General features: G+C 49.6%; 16 protein-coding genes. All 16 read left to right on the top strand.

Annotation, left to right across the window (positions count from 1 at the left end):
- The first annotated feature begins 70 nt into the window (after positions 1-70).
- The 16 genes from AB4Z33_RS23900 (at position 71) to AB4Z33_RS23825 (ending at position 18,623) form a co-directional block, all read left to right on the top strand.
- Positions 71-1,774, top strand: coding sequence for an extracellular solute-binding protein (locus tag AB4Z33_RS23900; RefSeq protein WP_442052293.1), 1,704 nt, complete (start codon positions 71-73; stop codon positions 1,772-1,774).
- Between the two features lie 66 nt (positions 1,775-1,840).
- Positions 1,841-2,731, top strand: coding sequence for an ABC transporter permease (locus AB4Z33_RS23895; RefSeq protein ID WP_337103505.1), 891 nt, complete (start codon positions 1,841-1,843; stop codon positions 2,729-2,731).
- Between the two features lie 23 nt (positions 2,732-2,754).
- Positions 2,755-3,639, top strand: coding sequence for a carbohydrate ABC transporter permease (locus tag AB4Z33_RS23890; RefSeq protein WP_442052292.1), 885 nt, complete (start codon positions 2,755-2,757; stop codon positions 3,637-3,639).
- Between the two features lie 84 nt (positions 3,640-3,723).
- Entirely contained in the window at positions 3,724-5,133 is a 1,410-nt protein-coding gene (locus AB4Z33_RS23885; protein WP_442052291.1) for an alpha-amylase family glycosyl hydrolase, read from the top strand.
- Between the two features lie 354 nt (positions 5,134-5,487).
- Positions 5,488-5,688, top strand: a complete 201-nt coding sequence (locus AB4Z33_RS23880; RefSeq protein ID WP_337103502.1) for a cold-shock protein — start codon at positions 5,488-5,490, stop codon at positions 5,686-5,688.
- Positions 5,689-5,775: 87 nt separating this feature from the next.
- The gene (locus AB4Z33_RS23875) at positions 5,776-5,988 is read left to right on the top strand and encodes a cold-shock protein (RefSeq protein ID WP_442052290.1); all 213 of its coding nucleotides are present in this window, start codon (positions 5,776-5,778) and stop codon (positions 5,986-5,988) included.
- A gap of 111 nt (positions 5,989-6,099) precedes the next feature.
- Positions 6,100-7,956, top strand: a complete 1,857-nt coding sequence (locus tag AB4Z33_RS23870; RefSeq protein WP_442052311.1) for an LTA synthase family protein — start codon at positions 6,100-6,102, stop codon at positions 7,954-7,956.
- A gap of 316 nt (positions 7,957-8,272) precedes the next feature.
- Positions 8,273-8,500, top strand: coding sequence for a sulfurtransferase TusA family protein (locus AB4Z33_RS23865; RefSeq protein WP_442052289.1), 228 nt, complete (start codon positions 8,273-8,275; stop codon positions 8,498-8,500).
- 62 nt (positions 8,501-8,562) lie between these two features.
- The gene (locus AB4Z33_RS23860; protein WP_442052288.1) at positions 8,563-9,048 is read left to right on the top strand and encodes a DsrE/DsrF/DrsH-like family protein; all 486 of its coding nucleotides are present in this window, start codon (positions 8,563-8,565) and stop codon (positions 9,046-9,048) included.
- Between the two features lie 49 nt (positions 9,049-9,097).
- Positions 9,098-9,448 (top strand): rhodanese-like domain-containing protein, encoded by a 351-nt coding sequence (locus AB4Z33_RS23855; RefSeq protein ID WP_442052310.1) that lies wholly within the window; start codon positions 9,098-9,100, stop codon positions 9,446-9,448.
- A gap of 28 nt (positions 9,449-9,476) precedes the next feature.
- Positions 9,477-9,779, top strand: coding sequence for a rhodanese-like domain-containing protein (locus tag AB4Z33_RS23850; protein ID WP_442052287.1), 303 nt, complete (start codon positions 9,477-9,479; stop codon positions 9,777-9,779).
- Positions 9,780-9,877: 98 nt separating this feature from the next.
- Positions 9,878-10,450 carry a sulfurtransferase TusA family protein gene (locus AB4Z33_RS23845; RefSeq protein WP_442052286.1) on the top strand — a complete coding sequence of 191 codons (573 nt, stop codon included), beginning with the start codon at positions 9,878-9,880 and terminating at the stop codon, positions 10,448-10,450.
- Between the two features lie 33 nt (positions 10,451-10,483).
- A complete protein-coding gene (locus AB4Z33_RS23840; protein ID WP_442052285.1) occupies positions 10,484-11,611 on the top strand; it encodes an MBL fold metallo-hydrolase in 1,128 nt (375 codons plus the stop codon).
- A gap of 24 nt (positions 11,612-11,635) precedes the next feature.
- Complete coding sequence (locus tag AB4Z33_RS23835; RefSeq protein WP_442052284.1) at positions 11,636-12,421, top strand: sulfite exporter TauE/SafE family protein; 786 nt, start codon at positions 11,636-11,638, stop codon at positions 12,419-12,421.
- A 201-nt stretch (positions 12,422-12,622) separates the two neighbouring features.
- Entirely contained in the window at positions 12,623-17,800 is a 5,178-nt protein-coding gene (locus tag AB4Z33_RS23830; protein WP_442052283.1) for an endo-1,4-beta-xylanase, read from the top strand.
- Positions 17,801-17,963: 163 nt separating this feature from the next.
- Positions 17,964-18,623 carry a hypothetical protein gene (locus tag AB4Z33_RS23825; protein WP_442052282.1) on the top strand — a complete coding sequence of 220 codons (660 nt, stop codon included), beginning with the start codon at positions 17,964-17,966 and terminating at the stop codon, positions 18,621-18,623.
- The last annotated feature ends 206 nt before the right edge of the window (positions 18,624-18,829 follow it).

The following is an 18,829-nucleotide window of genomic DNA, read 5'->3' as shown; positions in this document are numbered from 1 at the left end:
AGGCCGAACGTACCCGTGCTATATTGAGTTTGTCGAAGGAAACAATGACGATTACCAAAGGGGGATTCACATGAAGAAAGCCATATTAACGATTTTGGCTATGATGACCGTGACGGCTAGCGTAGCCGCGTGCAGCGGAAATAACAACAAGCCGGACGCAGCGACGGATGCGCCGGCGAATAATGGAGGAGCGACTAACGCACCGGTCACGGAAGAGGTCATCGATCCGTTCGCGAAGTTCGATGAGGTGACCGAGGTTTCCATCGGCCGCGCGATTGACCCGAACTATAAGTTCGACGGCAGCGATACGTCGGAGGACAACGTCTACACACGCTGGCTGAAAGATAAATACAACATCGTCGTGAAGCATGCATGGGAATCGGCTGCAGGCAACGACTATCAACAGAAAGTGAGCCTCGCAATCTCCAGTAACGACTTGCCTGACGCGATGGTCGTTAACGAAACGCAGCTTCGCCAAATGGTCAAAGCGGGCCAATTGGCTGATCTTAACGAAGTATACGGCAAGTATGCAAGCTCGGAGCTGAAAGCGGTTTACGACTCCAATCCGGGTCTGCTGGACAGCGTAACGTTCGACGGCAAGCTGTACGCATTGCCTGAGACAACGCTGCCTTCCGCGCCGCTCACTTGGATTCGCAAAGACTGGCTCGACAGTCTGAAGCTTGAAGCGCCGAAGTCGCTCGAAGATCTTGGCAACATCGCCAAAGCGTTCATCGACAACAAGATGGGCGGAGAGAACACGGTAGGTATCGTCGGTACGCAGCAAGGCGGTTCGCTATCTTCCAACTTCCTTAATTCGACCGACCATTGGTATAACTTCTCCCCGTTGTTCTTCGCCAATGATGCGTATCCAGGTATCTGGGTGAAGGATAAGGACGGCAATGCGGTATACGGCTCGACGACGGAAGAAACGAAAAAAGCGCTCGGCATGATGAAGGACTGGTACGCAAACGGCATTTTGGACAAAGAGCTTGGCATTCGTAAATCGACGGCCGAGGTTGTGGCAAGCGGCCAAACCGGCATTTTCTTCGGCCCATGGTGGTCGGCCTACAACTTGACGGATTCGATGGCTAATGATCCGAAAGCGAACTGGAGACCTTATGCGGCTCCGCTTAACGAAGCAGGTAAGTTCAACTCTAACCAAGCGACAGGCAGCAACTACATTGTTGTCAGCAAAAACGCTAAGCACCCAGAAGCTGTTATCAAAATGCTGACGCTTCACAAGTGGGGCAAGGACGAAGAATTCAAGACGCTGACGGAAGGCAAAGAAATGACGTCCCAACAGGTGCCGTTGTTCCTGATCCTTGGCGCGGGCGATCAATTGGAATACGCGGTTAATAACCTTCGCAAGTTCTTGAAAGATGAAATCAAGCTTGAGGATTTCGACAATGTCAACTACGGATGGGCTTTTGAAATGGCTAATCACGCCAAAGCCGTTAAGCTTGATCCGGTAGACAATTACGATATCCAGTACTTCGATCAGAAGACGGATGCCGGCTTCTTCAATCACATCTATGCGCATCTGAACGGCGGCTCGACGTTTGTAGACGCGGATATCAACTGGGTACGCAGTATTGCGACAGCACAGACCAAAACGATGGAATCCAGATGGACGAATCTGAAGAAGCTTGAAGACGAGACGTTCCTCAAAATCATTATGGGCAGTGCCGATCTGAGCGCATTCGATGAGTTCGTAGCGAAGTGGAAAGATCAAGGCGGCGACAAAGTTACGGAAGAAGTTAATGAATTGAAATAGGTGACTGGAATAAGACGGGCGCTCGTCGCCCGTCTTTATCTTTCAAATAAGGGAAGTGGAGAGAGAATGTTACACAGAAGCTTTGCCAAACATTTCTATATCATGCTGATTCCCGGACTCTTGTGGTTAATCTTCTTCAATCTCTATCCCATGTACGGCGTCTTAACGGCGTTCAAAGAGTTCAATCCCGGCATGGGCATTTGGAAGTCGCCATGGGTCGGGTTGGAAAACTTCAAGTATATGTTCGAGCTGGATGACAGCAAGCTGATCTTCCGGAATACGGTCGTTATCGCGTTCGCGAAGATGGTCGGCAACCTGATCGTTCCGCTTGTTTTTGCGCTGATGCTGAACGAAGTGAAAAACCGCTTGTTGACGCGTACGGTTCAGACGATCGTTTATCTGCCGCACTTCTTGTCGTGGGTAATCGTAGCGGGCATGATGCTCGATATATTCTCTTACTCGGGTCCCATTAATCAGCTCCTGAGCGCTATCGGGATCGAGCCGATCTTGTTTTTCGCGGACGCGAAGATCTTCCCGGCGCTCGTCGTCGGAAGCGACGTGTGGAAGGAATTCGGCTTCAACGCCATCATCTTCTTCGCTGCGCTTACTTCTATTAATCCCGAGATGTACGAAGCGGCAGCCATTGACGGCGCATCGCAGTGGAAGCGGCTTACGAAAATTACGATTCCGAGCATTCTCCCCGTAGCTGCTTTGCTGGCTACGCTCAGCCTAGGTAATATTTTGAACGCGGGCTTCGATCAAATCTTCAATATGTACAATCCATCGGTCTACTCGACGGGAGATATTGTGGATACGTGGGTGTTCCGGGCAGGTCTCATCGACTTCCAGCACGGTCTCGCTACGGCGGTAGGGCTATTGAAATCGGTTGTCGGACTTATTCTTATCTCGGTTTCGTATACGCTGGCTTACCGGTTCGCGAATTATCGAATATTTTAAACTACAGGCAGGAGTGAAGAGACATGATAACCGAACGTTCGGTGTTTTCCAGGTTGTTTAACGGCCTGAACCTCATATTGCTTATTATCCTCATGCTGCTGTGCCTGCTTCCGATATGGTACACCTTATCGATATCGCTGAGCGATAAGGCGGCAGCGTCGGCGGGACAAGTGTTCTTGTGGCCGAAAGGCTTTACGTGGGGCTCCTATATGACCATTATGGAAGACGGACAATTTTTCAAATCGTTTTTCACTTCGGTGAAAAGGGTTGTGTACGGCACGGCTATCGCATTCTTCGTTATCTTATTGATGGCTTATCCGCTGTCGAAGACGCCGAAGGAGTTTAGGCCAAGAAATATTATCATGTGGCTGCTCGTCTTCGCGATGCTCTTCAATGGCGGTTTGGTACCATGGTATTTGACGATGCAAACGCTTGGCATGACGAATAACATTTGGGGACTCGTGCTTGGCGGCGGCCTGCCCGTCTTCAACGTTATCCTCGTGATGAACTATTTGCGCAATATGCCGAAGGAAATGGAAGAGTCGGCGATGATCGACGGTGCCGGACCTTGGCGCATCTTGTTCAGCATCTGCCTGCCTCTATCCGTACCGGTGCTGGCTACTATTATGGTGTTTACGATCGTATACCATTGGAACGAGTTTTTCCAGGCGCTTGTCCTTATGAATAAATCCGAGCATTATCCGCTGCAATCGTATATTCGGCAAGTGGCTGTCGTGATCGATCCGACGAGGATGGATGAAGAATCGGTTAAGCGGATGTCGGTGTTGTCCAACCAGACGCTTAATGCGGCGAAAATCTTTATTTCCATGCTGCCGCTGCTCGTTATTTATCCGTTTCTGCAAAAGTATTTCGTCAAAGGAATCACCCTGGGCTCTGTCAAAGGGTAATGGCTTCGACTGCAAATGCCATTTGGAGATGACATGGCATTTCAATTATAGATTCTATTCACGGCAGTGAAGGAGGGAAAGTCGATGCCAAGGAGAGTGAAATGGATGATTGCTCTACCGTTGATCGCTTCGCTATTGGGGGTGTCTGCTTGTTCCACGGGAAATGCGGATCAGCCTAAGGAGCCAAGTAAGGAGGTGGTAGCCGTGGTGCAACAAGGGGTACCCGTTCCCGAGTGGGCGGCAAAGTCCGTCATGTACGAGGTCAATGTGCGGCAGTACACGAAGGAGGGCACTTTCAAGGCGTTCGAAGAGCATCTGCCGCGTCTGAAGGAGCTTGGGGTGGATATTCTATGGTTCATGCCAATCCATCCGATCTCTAAGACGAATCGGAACGGAGCGCTGGGTTCGTATTATGCGGTGGACGATTACAAGGCGGTTAATCCGGAATTCGGCACCGATGAAGATTTCAAGTCGCTCGTCGATAAAGCGCATGAAATGGGATTCAAGGTGCTGCTGGATTTGGTTGCCAACCATACCGGCTGGGATCACGCTTGGACGGCCAATAAGGATTGGTATACGAAGGACGAAGCGGGCAATATCGTGATGCCGCCGGGTACGAACTGGGCGGATGTCGCCGATCTGAACTATGACAATGCCGACATGCAGGCAGCTATGCTTGACGGCATGAAGTATTGGGTGAGCGAATTCGATATCGACGGCTATCGCGCCGATTATGCCGGCGGCGTGCCCAAAGCGTTCTGGGAGCAGGCGCGGGTGGAGCTGGAGAAGCTGAAGCCGGTCTATATGCTGGCGGAGGATGATCAACAGATCAGCCTTCTGAGCCGCGCTTTCAATGCCAATTACGGCTGGCAGCTGTACAATATGATGAATCGAGTGGCCAAAGGGCAGGGCAATGCGAAGCAGATCGCGCTTTACGCAGATCGGCTGGCTGCGAGTTATCCTTCAGGCACGTATGCGCTCAACTTCACGTCCAACCATGACGAGAACTCATGGATAGGGACGGAGTATGAGCGGTTGGGGGATGCGGTTAAACCGATGGCGGCGCTAAGCTTCACACTCCCGGGTATGCCTCTTATCTATTCGGGGCAGGAGGCGGGTCTTAATAGAAGGCTGCTATTTTTCGATAAAGACGAGATCACATGGGATGATCTATCCATGCAGCCGTTCTATAAGCAGCTTGTGGATTTGAAGCACAACAATCCAGCGCTGTGGAATGGAAGCGCGGGTGGAGATTACCGTTCGCTTGAGGGCGGCGACGACAGATTGCTTGCMTTCGAACGCACGAAGGACGGCAATACGGTTATTGTGCTCATGAACCTGTCCGCCGACAGCGTGACAAGCACCGTCCAGCTTGGAGCTTCCGCAGGCGCGTATCAAACGCTTGGCGGCGATGCGCCGGTCGAGCTGCAAGCGGAGCATGCGGTAGATTTGGCGCCGTGGGCGTATGAGATTTACGTAAAGTCCGATTCATAGAAGCGATCAACGGATGCGGTTCGTGCGGAGCGACAGCCGTTTACGCTTGTAAAAAATAAAATATTTTACAATGGGTACCATTGGGATTAGCTATTATCGGCCGGATAGAGTATAATGCATATATAGAACGCGTGACCGAATTCACATATCGTAGTGGGTTATTCATTCGAAACAATAACCTAGTACGATATGTGAATTTTTTGTTTGAAACAAGCGTAAACGGCTGTCGCCGTCCTTTGGCGGGCAAAAGCTCGTTTCGTGGAGATATATAAGCACATCTATAAGTGAAAACTTATAAATTCTTATATATTGAAATAAGAAGGTCATGTAAATCAATCAAAGGTGGTAATTAGAATGGAACAAGGAACAGTGAAATGGTTTAACGCGGAAAAAGGCTTTGGCTTTATCGAAATCGAAGGCGGCAACGACGTATTCGTGCATTTTAGCGCAATCGTTGGCGACGGCTACAAAGCATTGGACGAAGGCCAACGCGTCGAGTTCAATGTCGTTCAAGGCAACCGCGGACCGCAAGCCGAAAACGTTGTTAAGCTGTAAGGAATAGGAATAAGGAAATGCCCCGAACGTATCGTTTGGGGCATTTCTTTTTTTATCCATTTGTTTCTAGTGGGAAGAGGGATGCCAATGTATTATTCTCGAAGAAGATTGCAGGAGGATTTGCCGGAAGAGTTAACACCCATCTGGTCATGTACGGGAGATAGCTGTACGGGATGGATGAGAGATAATTTCACGTTTTCCATCGTGCCTCTATGCCAACAATGCAATTCCGAGATGGTGAAAAGCGAAAAAATGCTGGCAACCGTTGCGAATACGAGCCCTAACCAGCTCAAACGGTAAAAATCAGTAAGGTTGTGAATCTTTTCGCACAATCCAGCAACATCCATTTACCTTCTCTTCAAAAAGGAGTATTCTTCTTGATGCTATGGGAAGGGGTGACTGGAGTTGTCCATGTTAATGAGACTGCTCAATCGGAGATTTATTTATTTTACAATTATTCTTATATTAAAGGGTGTTCTCGCTTGGGACATCGTATTCCAAGAGGGCCCTTCATGGAACATGCTCATAACGGAGGTTCCGTTCTTCTGGATCGTGTTCTGCTTGATCGAATGGCTAGCCAAGAAACGCAAGATGCTGTATTACATGATCGTGAACTTGATGTTCACGCTGCTCTATTTTACTGTCCTCATGTATTACAAATATTATGGCATCATCGTCACGTATCATGCGTTCAGCCAAGCCGATAAGGTGACTAAGGTCGGCAACAGCACGTATTCGCTGATGGACCCTTATTATTTGCTTATATTCTTAGATATAATCGTGCTTGCCGTTATTTTGTGGAGACCGAAGCATGTGCGTATACGCAAGTCGATCAGCATGAAAACCGTACGCGGGCCTGTGCTGCCTATTATATTCGCCGTATCGATCGCGCTTTGCCTCTTCAGCGTGTGGCCGAACCGGGCCAGCATGAACGAAAGCAAGCAAGCGAATGAAATGGGTATTCTTAATTACGAGGTGTTCACGATATTCGCCGATAGCTTGGAGGCTGAGGAGCCGGTGGAGATGGAGAACATTTCCCAGGTAGCCATCGACGAGCTGAAGGGCATTCAGCAACCTGTAACACAGGCGGAGACGCCGAAATATTGGGGAGCGGCCAAAGGGAAAAATGTCATTATTCTTCAGATGGAGTCGTTCCAAAACTTCCTGATCGGCGCAAAGATCGACGGCCAAGAAATTACACCGAATTTGAATAAGCTCGTAAGTGAAGAATTTCACTATAACCATTTCTACACGATGGTCGGATCTGGAACGACATCGGATGCCGAATACGTAGTCAACACGTCGCTTTATGTGCCTCAGCATGAGGCTGCCACACAACATAATGTAGACAAAGCTCTTCCGAGCTTGCCGAAGCTACTCCATGCGAATGGGTATACAACGGCGACATTCCATACGAATAAGGTCGAGTTCTGGAACCGCACGGAGCTGTATAAGGCGCTCGGCTGGGATCGTTACTATGATCAGGCTTTCTTCGGCGACGAGGACCACGTAGCGTTCGGCTCGTCTGATGAGGTTCTATATGCGAAGACGATCGACGAGCTTGTTAAGATGGATAAAGAAGAGCAACCTTTCTACGCGCAGGTTATTTCGATGAGCGCTCATCATCCGTATCATATTCCGGAATCGAAATACCGTATGACGCTTCCAAGCAAGTACGATGATACGCTCGTAGGCAACTATATTCATGCGCAAAATTATGCCGATTATGCGCTTGGACAGTTTATCGCAGACTTGAAGGAAACCGGGCTGTGGGATAACAGCGTTGTGTTAATGTACGGCGACCATCAAGGGCTGCCGCTGTACTCGCTGGACGGCAGCGAGAAGAAGCTGATCGAGGAATTGATCGGGCATGAGTACGGATATACGGATATGTTCAAAATCCCGCTCATTATGCATGCTCCAGGCGTTACGTATCCAGCGGTGATGGAGCAAACCGGCGGTCAGATCGATATTTTGCCGACGGTTGCGAACTTGACGGGCGTATCGCTGGACAATCAAATTCATTTTGGCCAGGATTTGCTCAATCAGAGCTCCAACCTGCTGCCGATGCGGCATTTCTTGCCGAGCGGCTCGGTCATAACGGATACGGACGTATTCCTGCCGGGCATCGGGTTTGAGGACGGTGTAAACTACTTCTTGCTCGATAATAGCGAGTCGGAAGAGGGAACATCGGAGGAGCAATACAATCGAGCGCTTGAACTGCTTCATCTGTCGGACAGCTATGTGTCGCAGCTGCCGAATAAATAGTTTATTGGAGTAAGGGGGATGTGGAGACACATCCTTCTTTTTTATGCTTTAAGCTAAAGTATGAATGAGGGATTACTGGGTTGACAACATACCCTATGGGGTATATTATTGGGTTATGCAATTGAGCTAAACAGACAGACGGGAGGGAGAGGGATGAATTACAACGATCCAATGAAGAACAGGATTAAGCGTATCGAGGGGCAGCTTAGAAGCAAATATGGAGCAGTTGATCGTCGATGCCGTTAATTTACTCGTTAAGAGCAGATAATTAATATAGAAATAATTATGATTAATACACCTAAGGAGGCTTATTATTATGAAATCAGACAAATTATTGGACGCAAAAGGGTTGGCATGTCCAATGCCGATAGTGAAAACGAAAAAGGCGATGAACGAGCTGCAGCCGGGTCAAGTGCTGGAAATTCATGCAACGGACAAGGGAGCCAAAAACGATCTTGCGGCATGGGCTAAATCAACAGGAAACGAGATTGTTGATCATCAAGAAGAAGGCGAAGTATTGAAGTTTTGGTTGCGTAAAGGCTAAATTTTTTTGATCGATTATATACCCATAGGGGTATTAGTATAATTTTGAGGAGGACATATATAGTGAACGAACAAAAGAAAACAACAATCGTATTGTTTAGCGGCGACTATGATAAAGCAATGGCTGCCTATATTATTGCTAACGGAGCAGCAGCTTATGATCATGAGGTGACTATTTTTCATACCTTTTGGGGATTAAATGCGCTGCGTAAGGATGAGGACATCATGCTTCCTAAGAAAAAAGGCTTTATGGAGTCGATGTTCGGCAAAATGATGCCGCGCGGAGCCGACAAGATGGGACTTTCCAAAATGAATTTTGCCGGAATGGGACCGAAGATGATTAAGGATGTTATAAAGAAGCACAATGCCCTGCCGCTTCCGCAACTGATTGAGATGGCTAAGGAGCAGGATATTAAGATGGTAGCTTGTACGATGACGATGGATCTTCTCGGCCTTCAGAAGGAAGAGCTGTTGGATGGTATTGAATATGCCGGTGTTGCGGCTTACCTGGCGGACGCTCAAGAAGGAAACGTGAACCTGTTCATCTAGTGCACGGCGGCTGGGAACAGATAAGGAGGGGTATGGATTGGATACGTCAATGGTGATCGTGATCGCTCTGGCTGCTTTGTTTATTTTGTGGAGGTTGCTTCCGGTTAAGGGAGTTAGACAGATGACCACGGCTGAATTGAAGCGAGAGCTAACGGATACGAAGAAGCAATTTATTGATGTAAGAACGGTTGGGGAATTCAAAGGAAGCCACATTCGCGGCTTCCGCAATCTTCCTCTCCAGGAGCTGCCTAGTTACTTGAATGAGCTATCCAAGGAGCGCGAAGTGGTTGTCATTTGCCAAAGCGGGATGAGAAGCGGCAAAGCAAGTCAAATTCTAAAAAAAGCCGGGTTTCCCAAGGTTGCCAATGTAAAGGGCGGCATGAGCGCATGGCGCGCATAGCATAATACAAACAAAAGGAGCGGTTATCGTGAAGGAATTGACTCCTCAGCAGGTGGAGCAGCTATTGAAGAACGGGAAGAAGATTCAAATGATTGATGTGAGGGAGACGACCGAGGTTGCAGTGGGCAAAATTCCTGGTGCCGATAATATTCCACTGGGACTCCTTGAATTTCGTAAACAGGATTTAGATAAGACGGTGGAAAATATTATGGTCTGCCGTTCAGGCGGCCGAAGTGCGAGGGCAACGGAGTATTTGACAAGCCAAGGCTATCAGGCTGTGAATATGATCGGCGGTATGCTGGCGTGGGAGGGTAATATTCAAATCGGCTAAAGGAAAAGGATAAAGAGTAGTTTGTTCAAAAAAAGGAAGCTCTTTTTTACTAATTTGCATACCCCTATAGGTATAATGAAAACGGAGGAACGATAACGATGACAATGATTAAATCCAATGTGAAATTAGACGCAAAGGGATTGGCGTGTCCAATGCCGATCGTCCGCACGAAGAAAGCGATGAAGGAGCTCGAAGCAGGCCAAGTATTAGAAGTAGAAGCAACGGATAAAGGCTCAAAAGCAGATATGAAAGCATGGGCCGAAAGTACAGGAAATGACTATCTCGGCACGATCGAGGAGGGCGAGGTGCTTAAGCATTATTTGCGCAAATCCACCAATGAAGAGTCGATGGAGAATGCTTTCCCTCATGTCGCGAACAATGCGGAATTGGAGCAGCGGCTGCAGGCTGGGGAGCCAATCGTTGTTCTTGATGTTAGAGAAGCGGCGGAGTACGCCTTCAATCATATCCCGAACGCCGTATCCATTCCGCTCGGCGAGTTGGATAAGCGCATGGCAGAGTTGAATAATAACGAGACGATTTACGTCGTTTGCCGCTCCGGCAATCGCAGCGATATGGCAGCTAGGAAGCTGACGGCGAACGGATTCTCTCAGGTCATTAACGTTGTACCGGGCATGAGCAGTTGGAGTGGCCGTACGGATGGTTTAGCTTAATATTCGCAAAAATACGAAGGAGGATATATGACAATGACAATTAGAGCGATGCAAGCACAGGAAGCGGCAGAGAAGGCAATTAATAAAGAGCAGCTGTTTATATTAGATGTTCGTAATGAATCTGATTTCGCGGATTGGAAGATCGAAGGCGAGAATATCATGCATTTGAACGTTCCTTACTTTGACCTTATTGACGGCGTAGAAGAGATTCTGGAGCAGCTCCCGGAAAATGAAGAAATACTCGTCGTTTGCGCGAAGGAGGGCTCGTCCGTGATGGTTGCTGAGATGCTGTCCGAGCAAGGGCGTAACGTCGCTTATTTGCAAGGCGGAATGAAAGCTTGGAGTGAGCATCTTGTTCCTCTCAAGGTTGGCGATCTGAAGGATGGCGGAGAGCTGTATCAATTCGTGCGAATCGGCAAAGGCTGTCTATCCTACATGGCGATTTCGGATGGGGAAGCGGCATTGTTCGACGCGACGCGGATGACTGCAGTGTATACCGAATTTGCAAGCAGCAAGAATGTGACTATCAAGCATGTATTCGATACCCATCTGCATGCCGACCATATCTCCGGCGGGCGCGTTATAGCGGAACAAACGGGAGCGAAGTATTGGCTGCCCCCGAAGGATGCCGGCGATGTGTTATTTGAATACGAAGCACTGGTAGGCGGAGCACAAGTGAAGATCGGCAGCACAAGCATCGACATTGAAGCGCTATACTCCCCTGGGCATACGATTGGTTCCACTTCATTCATCATTGACGACCAGTATTTGCTTACGGGCGATATTTTATTTATCGATTCCATCGGTCGTCCTGATCTCTCGGGCCTAGCTGAGGATTGGGTAGGAGACTTAAGAGAAACGCTCTACGCTCGCTATAGGGAACTGTCCGAAGAACTGATCGTTCTGCCTGCGCATTTCATGGTAATGGACGAGCTGAATGAAGATGGAACTGCAGCGCGGAAGCTGGGAGAGCTGTTTAAAGAAAACCATGGATTGAACATATCCGATGAGGAGTCGTTCAGAACGATGGTAACCCAAAATTTGCCGCCGCAGCCTAATGCATATGTGGAAATACGTCAGACGAATATGGGCAGAATGACGCCAAATGAAGAGCAGCAACGCGAGATGGAGATCGGCCCTAATCGTTGCGCCGTTCGTTAATCGGCACGATAAGGAGGCAGCATGATGGAGGAGCTTAATTTAACCTATATCGTAACGATCTTTCTAATTGGTTTTATAGGATCTTATATTTCGGGTATGGTTGGTATTGGCGGTTCGATAATTAAGTATCCGATGCTCTTATACATTCCACCGTTGTTCGGAATTGCAGCTTTTACGGCTCATGAGGTGGCGGGAATTAGCGCGGTGCAAGTGTTTTTCGCGACGATCGGAGGCGTGTGGGCTTACCGTAAAGGCGGTTATTTGAACAAAACGCTTATTATCTATATGGGCTCGGCTATCCTGATCGGAAGCTTCATTGGCGGCTTTGGCTCCAAAATGATGAGTGAGAGCGGCATTAACTTGATCTACGGAATATTGGCGCTAACCGCGGCGATTATGATGTTCATTCCGAAGAAAGGCGTGGATGATATTCCGTTCAATCAAGTGAAATATAACAAATGGCTTGCTGCTGTACTGGCGTTAATCGTCGGTGTTGGGGCAGGTATCGTCGGCGCTGCCGGAGCTTTCCTGCTCGTGCCGATCATGCTGGTCGTGCTTAAGATACCAACGCGAATGACGATTGCCACTTCCCTCGCGATCACTTTTATCTCCTCGATCGGATCAACGGTCGGCAAGGTATCGACGGGGCAAGTCGAATATACGCCAGCTATTATTATGGTCGTTGCGAGTTTGCTGGCTTCACCGCTTGGCGCGATGGCCGGCAAGAAGATGAACACGAAGGTGCTGCAGATCATCTTGGCCGTACTGATTTTGGCTACGGCGATTAAGATTTGGTTGGATTTTATATAGATACCGAAAGCAATGGCGGCATCATGGAGTTGATTCTCCCTGTGCCGCCTTTATTTATTACAAATTTTCGCAGAAACATCTATAGTTTTTAGGGTTAATAGGGAGCGGAATTAGGTTTACGATGGATTTGGGGATTGCCGCTTTTTTAGTTTATGAAAGCGCTACCTTTCTCACATCCATGCATAAGGGGGAAGAAGTGGAATGCGAAGAAAGTTGAAGGTTTATTTATCCTTGCTGCTTGCGGTTGCCTTATTGTTGCCGCAAGTATGGACGGGTGAATCCGCTCATGCGGCCGCAGTCGGAGATGTCGTGCTTGCCAATAATTTCGACACGAATACAGACGGCTGGTTCAAGCGGGGTTCGGAAACAGTCGTACAGTCGACCGATACGGCACACACTGGAGCAGGTAGCCTCAAGACGACGGGGAGAACGGAGAACTGGAACGGTCCGGGCGCGTATTTGGATACGTTGGTCAAAGGGGCGACCTATGAGTTATCCGTATATGCCAAGCTGCTGGAAGACACGGCTGGCGAAGCTACACTGGAGATGAACGTGAATCAAGAGGGATTGCCGGCAGGCGATTCGGCTACTTATAAAGCCGTACGAGCGGAGACGGTTACCGCCGGCGAGTGGGTAGAGATTAAAGGCAATATCACCTTGGATCCTCGGGCGACTAAGTATCAATTGTACGTTCAAGCTTCGGGCAACGCTACGGTATCGTATTATATCGATACGTTCAAGGCCAAGCTGGTTGCGCTGCCAGTGACGGATCCGGTTACGCCGGTGGCTGGGACTGTGCTGAGCCAAGACTTCGAGGATGGCAGTACGGGCGGTTGGCTGCCGCTGTCATGGGGCGGCTCAGGCACCGTTGCCATCTCGCAAGATCAAGCATCGTCGGGAAGCCACTCGCTCCAATTCTCGGGACGGACAACGAAATCGGCCAGTCCGAGCCTTAGTATTCTAAGTTATTTGCAGCAAGGCCGAACGTATGATATTTCACTCAAAGCAAAGCTGGGAGAAGGCTCGGACAACCTCCATGTGACGTGGAAAAACGGAAGCGCTTTCGATTGGCATATGGGGGAGAAGACCGTTACAAGCACGGAGTGGACAACGTTTAGCAAAACAGGCTATACGCTCCCGTCCGGCGCTGCTGAATTGCTTCTTTATATCGAGTCGGCCGCGTCCATCGCGGATATCTACATTGACGAGTTCGTCATTGTCGATGTGACGCCAGGTCAGACCGAGCCTGATCCCGATCCGAGCACGCTCGATCAGACAGGCATCGCAACTGGATTTGAAGACGGCCAAGGAGACTGGGTACGAAGAAACGGTGAAGGCAATATTGAAGTATCCTCCGACGATAATCATACAAGCGGAGGGGCTAACAGCTTGCTGACGACCGTATCGGATCAATATGATGGTCCACTCTTGAACGTTCTTGGCAAAATGCACAAAAACTACGAGTATACGTTGTCGGCTTGGGTAAAGATGGCGCCGGGAGAAGATCCGACAAGACTCCGTCTTAGCGTGCAATCCGGCGACAGCACATTCACGAACGTGTCCGCCAATGCAACCGTAACGGATGCGGCATGGGTACAGCTGTCCGGCAAGTTCTCGCTCAGAACGAAGCCGACGGTACTTAACGCTTATGTAGAAACGGCGGATGACAACGACGGGCCTAGATCGTTTTATATGGACGATTTTGCGTTAACCTATGTGGGTCCGCTCGAAGGAACGCTGCCGATCCAAACCGGGCTCGATAGCTTGAAGGATTTGTACGAGGATTATTTCGAGATTGGCGCTGCGGTCGAGCCAGCTCAGTTTACCGGCACGGCGGATCAACTGCTTAAGAAGCATTACAATGCTATCGTAGCCGAGAACTCCATGAAGCCAGCTTCGATGAATGCGGCTGAAGGCACGTACACCTACACGGGCGCGGACGCCATTGTGAAATATGCTAAAGACAATGATATGAAGCTTCGATTCCATACGTTATTGTGGCATGAGCAAGGCGCTGATTGGATGCTGAAGGATTCGCAAGGTGAGTGGCTCGAAGCGAACGAAACGAATAAGGCGCTTGTGCTCTCTCGCCTCAGATCGTATATTCAGGCGGTCGTCGCTAAGTATGCGGATGTCGCCGATTACTACGACGTGGTGAACGAGGTGATCGACGAAGGTCGTCCTGACGGAATGCGCGATACGCACTGGTATCGCATTACGGGTCTCGATTTCATCCGCGTGGCGTTCGAGGAAGCGCATAACGCGGATCCTACCGCTAAGTTGTATATTAATGATTACAGCACGCACAACCCGCAGAAACGCGATTTCCTGTTCGATCTTGTTACGAAGCTTAGAGACGAAGGCGTGCCGATCGACGGCGTGGGCCACCAAACCCATATTAACGTGAGCGGACCTTCCATTCAGCAAATGTCGGACTCGATCCGCAAGTTTGGCGAGGCTGGATTCGACAACCAGCTAACGGAGCTCGATATATCCGTTTATACGAACAACAGCACGGTTTATGATCCGATTCCCGAGGACATTCTTGTCCGCCAAGGCTATCGGTACAAGGAATTGTTCGAGGAACTGGTGAAGCTCGACGAGGAAGGCAAAAACGCCGATCCGGACACCGCGGCTTACAATCCGGACGGCTGGATCAGCAACGTAACGATCTGGGGTCTGGCCGATGACCATACGTGGCTGCATAATCGCGGTACGACACGTCAAGACGCGCCATTCCCGTTCGATAAGCGTCATCAAGCGAAATATGCTTATTGGGGAATGGTTGAAGCCGTGAAGGAAGTCGTTCCTCCCAAGCTGCCGCTCGTCACGAAGGAAGGAAGCGCTGCGGAAGGCACTCTGATTATCGATGGGCAGATAGATGCCGTCTGGAATAAGGTTGCCGCTATGGAAACGGAAAGAACGAGTACGTTCGGAGCGAGTTTCAAAACACTATGGGATGACAACTATCTGTATGTGCTAGCTGATGTGCAAGACAGTGTTAAGACGAGCGAAGACAAAGCGGAATTGTTCGTCAAAACGGACGATGGCTTCACGAAATATGCAATTGCTCGTGAAACATCAGACCAAGTCACCGAGAAGACAGGCGGTTATATCGTCGAAACTGCTATTCCGCTTAGTGGAAATACGGTCGGCAAAACATTGTATTTCGACATCCGCTTGACGACCGGCGGCGCGCAAGACGGTACGGAGCATGGTCAGAATGGCGCAATCGTTTCCTGGAGCGATGGGCGCAACATTCAGCACCAGGATACAGCCGGTTACGGCTCGCTGACGCTGGTTGCCGCTCCTAAGTCGGCACTTGCGGTGAAGGGAACTCCGGTTATCGATGGCGAAGAGGATGCGGAATGGGCTAATGCTGCCGAGCTTGAAACGGCATTATGGGTGCAAGGAACAAGCGGATCGACCGCGAAGTTCAAGACGCTGTGGGATGAGCAATACCTATATGTCTATGCGGTCGTAACCGATGCAGTGTTAAGCGATGAAAGTCAGCAAGCGCATGAAGAGGACTCCGTGGAAATCTTCGTGGACCAGAACAATGGCAAATCGCCGTTGTACCAAAACGATGACGGCCAGTACCGGATTAACTTCAACAACATTAAGACCGTGGGCGGCCACGCTTCCCAAAGCAATTACGAGACGGCAACGAAGGTTGTACCTGGCGTTGGTTATGTCGTAGAGGCGGCGATCCTGCTCGATACGATTACCCCTGCGGAAGGCACAGTCATCGGCTTCGACTTCCAGGTTAATAATGATGAGGACGGMAATGGTACGAGAGACAGCGTTGCGAATTGGGCGGATCCTTCCGGTCAATCCTACCAGGATACTTCCAAGCTTGGTGTGCTTCAATTCGTGAACAACGCGGATTCGGCTCTGATTCCGCCGGCGAATGTTACGATTCGCAGTTCAGCCTATAACAAGCTCGAAGTCAAATGGGATGCTGTCGCTCAAGCGGCAGGCTACAACGTATATCGCGCTACGTCCGAATCGGGACCGTTCGTGAAGCGGAATGCCGCTGTAATTGAAGCGGAGACCTACAATGATTCCAATCTAAGCACATCGACAACGTATTACTACAAAGTTTCGTCGGTTGATGCGAACGGACTTGAATCGCTGTTRTCTGATGCCGTGTCCAAGCGTACCGGCACTTCGCCTTCAGTCGACCCAGTCAATCCGGGTAACCCGGAGGATGGTTCAGGCGGCGGTTCGAATGACGCGGTTGTTCCGACGATTGCATCAGGCGGACGCGCTCTAGGCATTATCAGCAACGACATGTTAGGCGGCCAATTAGCTGAAGCCGGGGACAATGCGGACGGCGTGAAAGAAATCGTGTTCGAGCTGCAGCCTGCAACGGGCACGAACGGCTACGCGATCCAATTGCCGACATCGGCTTTGAGCGATGATGAGGAATACGTCATTTCCATCAAGACGGATATGGGCATCATTCAGTTACCGAGCGGGATGCTCGCAGGTATGGATATCTCGTCCGATACGGTAACGATCGTATTCAGTCCGGCAAGTCTAGAGGACGTAAGCCAGGCAGTCCGTGATGAAATCGGCGATCGGCCGGCTTTCGATCTACATGTGCTTGTGAACAATCAAGTTGTGACATGGAGCAACGATAATGCTCCCGTAACGATTATCGCTCCGTATGAGCCTACGGCGGAAGAGCTTGAATCGCCGGGCAACCTTGTCGTTTGGTACGTGGATGACAATGGCGTCGTAACGGCAGTCCCGAACGGACACTATGATGGGAAGACTGGAAGCATCGTGTTCCATACTACGCATTTCAGCATGTATGCTGTTGCTTACGTGGACAGAAGCTTCGAAGATATCGGGCGTTATGGATGGGCGCAATCAGCAATCGAAGCACTGGCAGCGCGCGATATCATTAATGGCACGTCCAGCACTACCTATTCGCCGGCTGCCAACATTAAGCGCGCAGATTTCTTGCTCCTTCTCGTTCGAGCTCTTGAGCTTAAGAATGATGGCGGAACGGCATTTGCAGACGTTGCAGCAACAGCTTACTATTACGACGCGGTCCGCATTGCGCAAGGACTTGGCATTGCAAATGGCGATGGCAATGGACGCTTCAACCCGAACGCTCCGATTACGCGTCAGGAAATGATGGTGCTGACGGCACGCGCGCTCGAAGCGGCGGGACAGCGGATTAACTACGAAGGATCCTTGGCTAGCTTCTCGGATGCTTCCGAAGTCGCGGACTATGCGCGTGAAAGCGCAGCGGCACTCGTCGCTTCCGGTATCGTGAACGGTATCGGCGGCGCGCTTGAACCGGGCGGCCTTCTGACTCGCGCGCAAGCTGCGGTCATTCTGCATCGCCTCTTAGGACTCGTATAGTTTAGTTTTTAAGCGATGCAGGTATCCCTTTCGGGACACCTGATAACCCCGACTATCTAAGGTCGGGGTTATTTTTATTTGAAACCTTTACGAGTGTAAGGAAGTATATAGCAATACAGTAAAGCGTTAGGACGCTTTCGTACATAAAAGGGGGAAATCAGCTATGAAAATCAAATTATTTACTTTTGCGTTGGCGTTATCAGTAGTTATTACAGGATGCTCGAGCGACAAAACCGAGGATGCTTCTCCGGAAAGCACAAAGCAGGCGAATGCAACGAATACGGCTGCCGGCGTGCAGAAGGAAGAAACGGACAATGAACAGGAAGAAGAAAAAGGCATCGAAGTCGATAAAAATCTATTAAACGTAACCGTCACTTTGCCCGCATCGTTATTCGAAGGACAAAACATCGACGAAGTGATCGCATCGGCCAAAGAAGACGGCGTCAAGGAAGCAACGAAAAACGAAGACGGCTCCGTTACGTACAAGATGTCGAAATCCGCTCATAACAAAATGCTGAAGGAACTAGGAGCTACGATTACGCAATCCATCGAAGAGATGAAGACCGAACAAACCTTTGCTTCAATTAAGGACATCACCGCTAACGATTCTTTCAGCCAATTTACACTTACCGTAGACAAGGCAGCATACGAGGGCAGCATGGATGCGTTCGCCGCTTTCGGCATAGGGCTGCAAGGCATGATGTACCAAATGTACGAGGGTGTCGATTCCAGCAAGACGAAGGTCGTAATTGATATCAAAGACGAAAGTACGGGAGAAGTTTTTGATACGGTGATCTATCCCGATACGCTCGAGCAAGAATAGATGTATATCACTGCAGTCGAGAAGTAAACGTAAACAACAAAAAGGCGAGCCGCCGGGCCAATGTCATTAAGTTAAGCTCAAAGTCAAGACCGGGAGTGAAAATGGAATCCGAAACGGCATGGGGAAAAAGCCCTGTGCCGTTTGTTTTTTGGTGCAAGCAGGAAAAAGCGTACAGCAAACTAAGCGGATGGAATATCCGCTTAAAA

Source organism: Paenibacillus sp. 2TAB19 (assembly GCF_052115185.1).
In the GTDB taxonomy this organism is placed as follows: domain Bacteria; phylum Bacillota; class Bacilli; order Paenibacillales; family Paenibacillaceae; genus Pristimantibacillus.
This window is presented reverse-complemented; position numbering and strand designations above follow the sequence as displayed.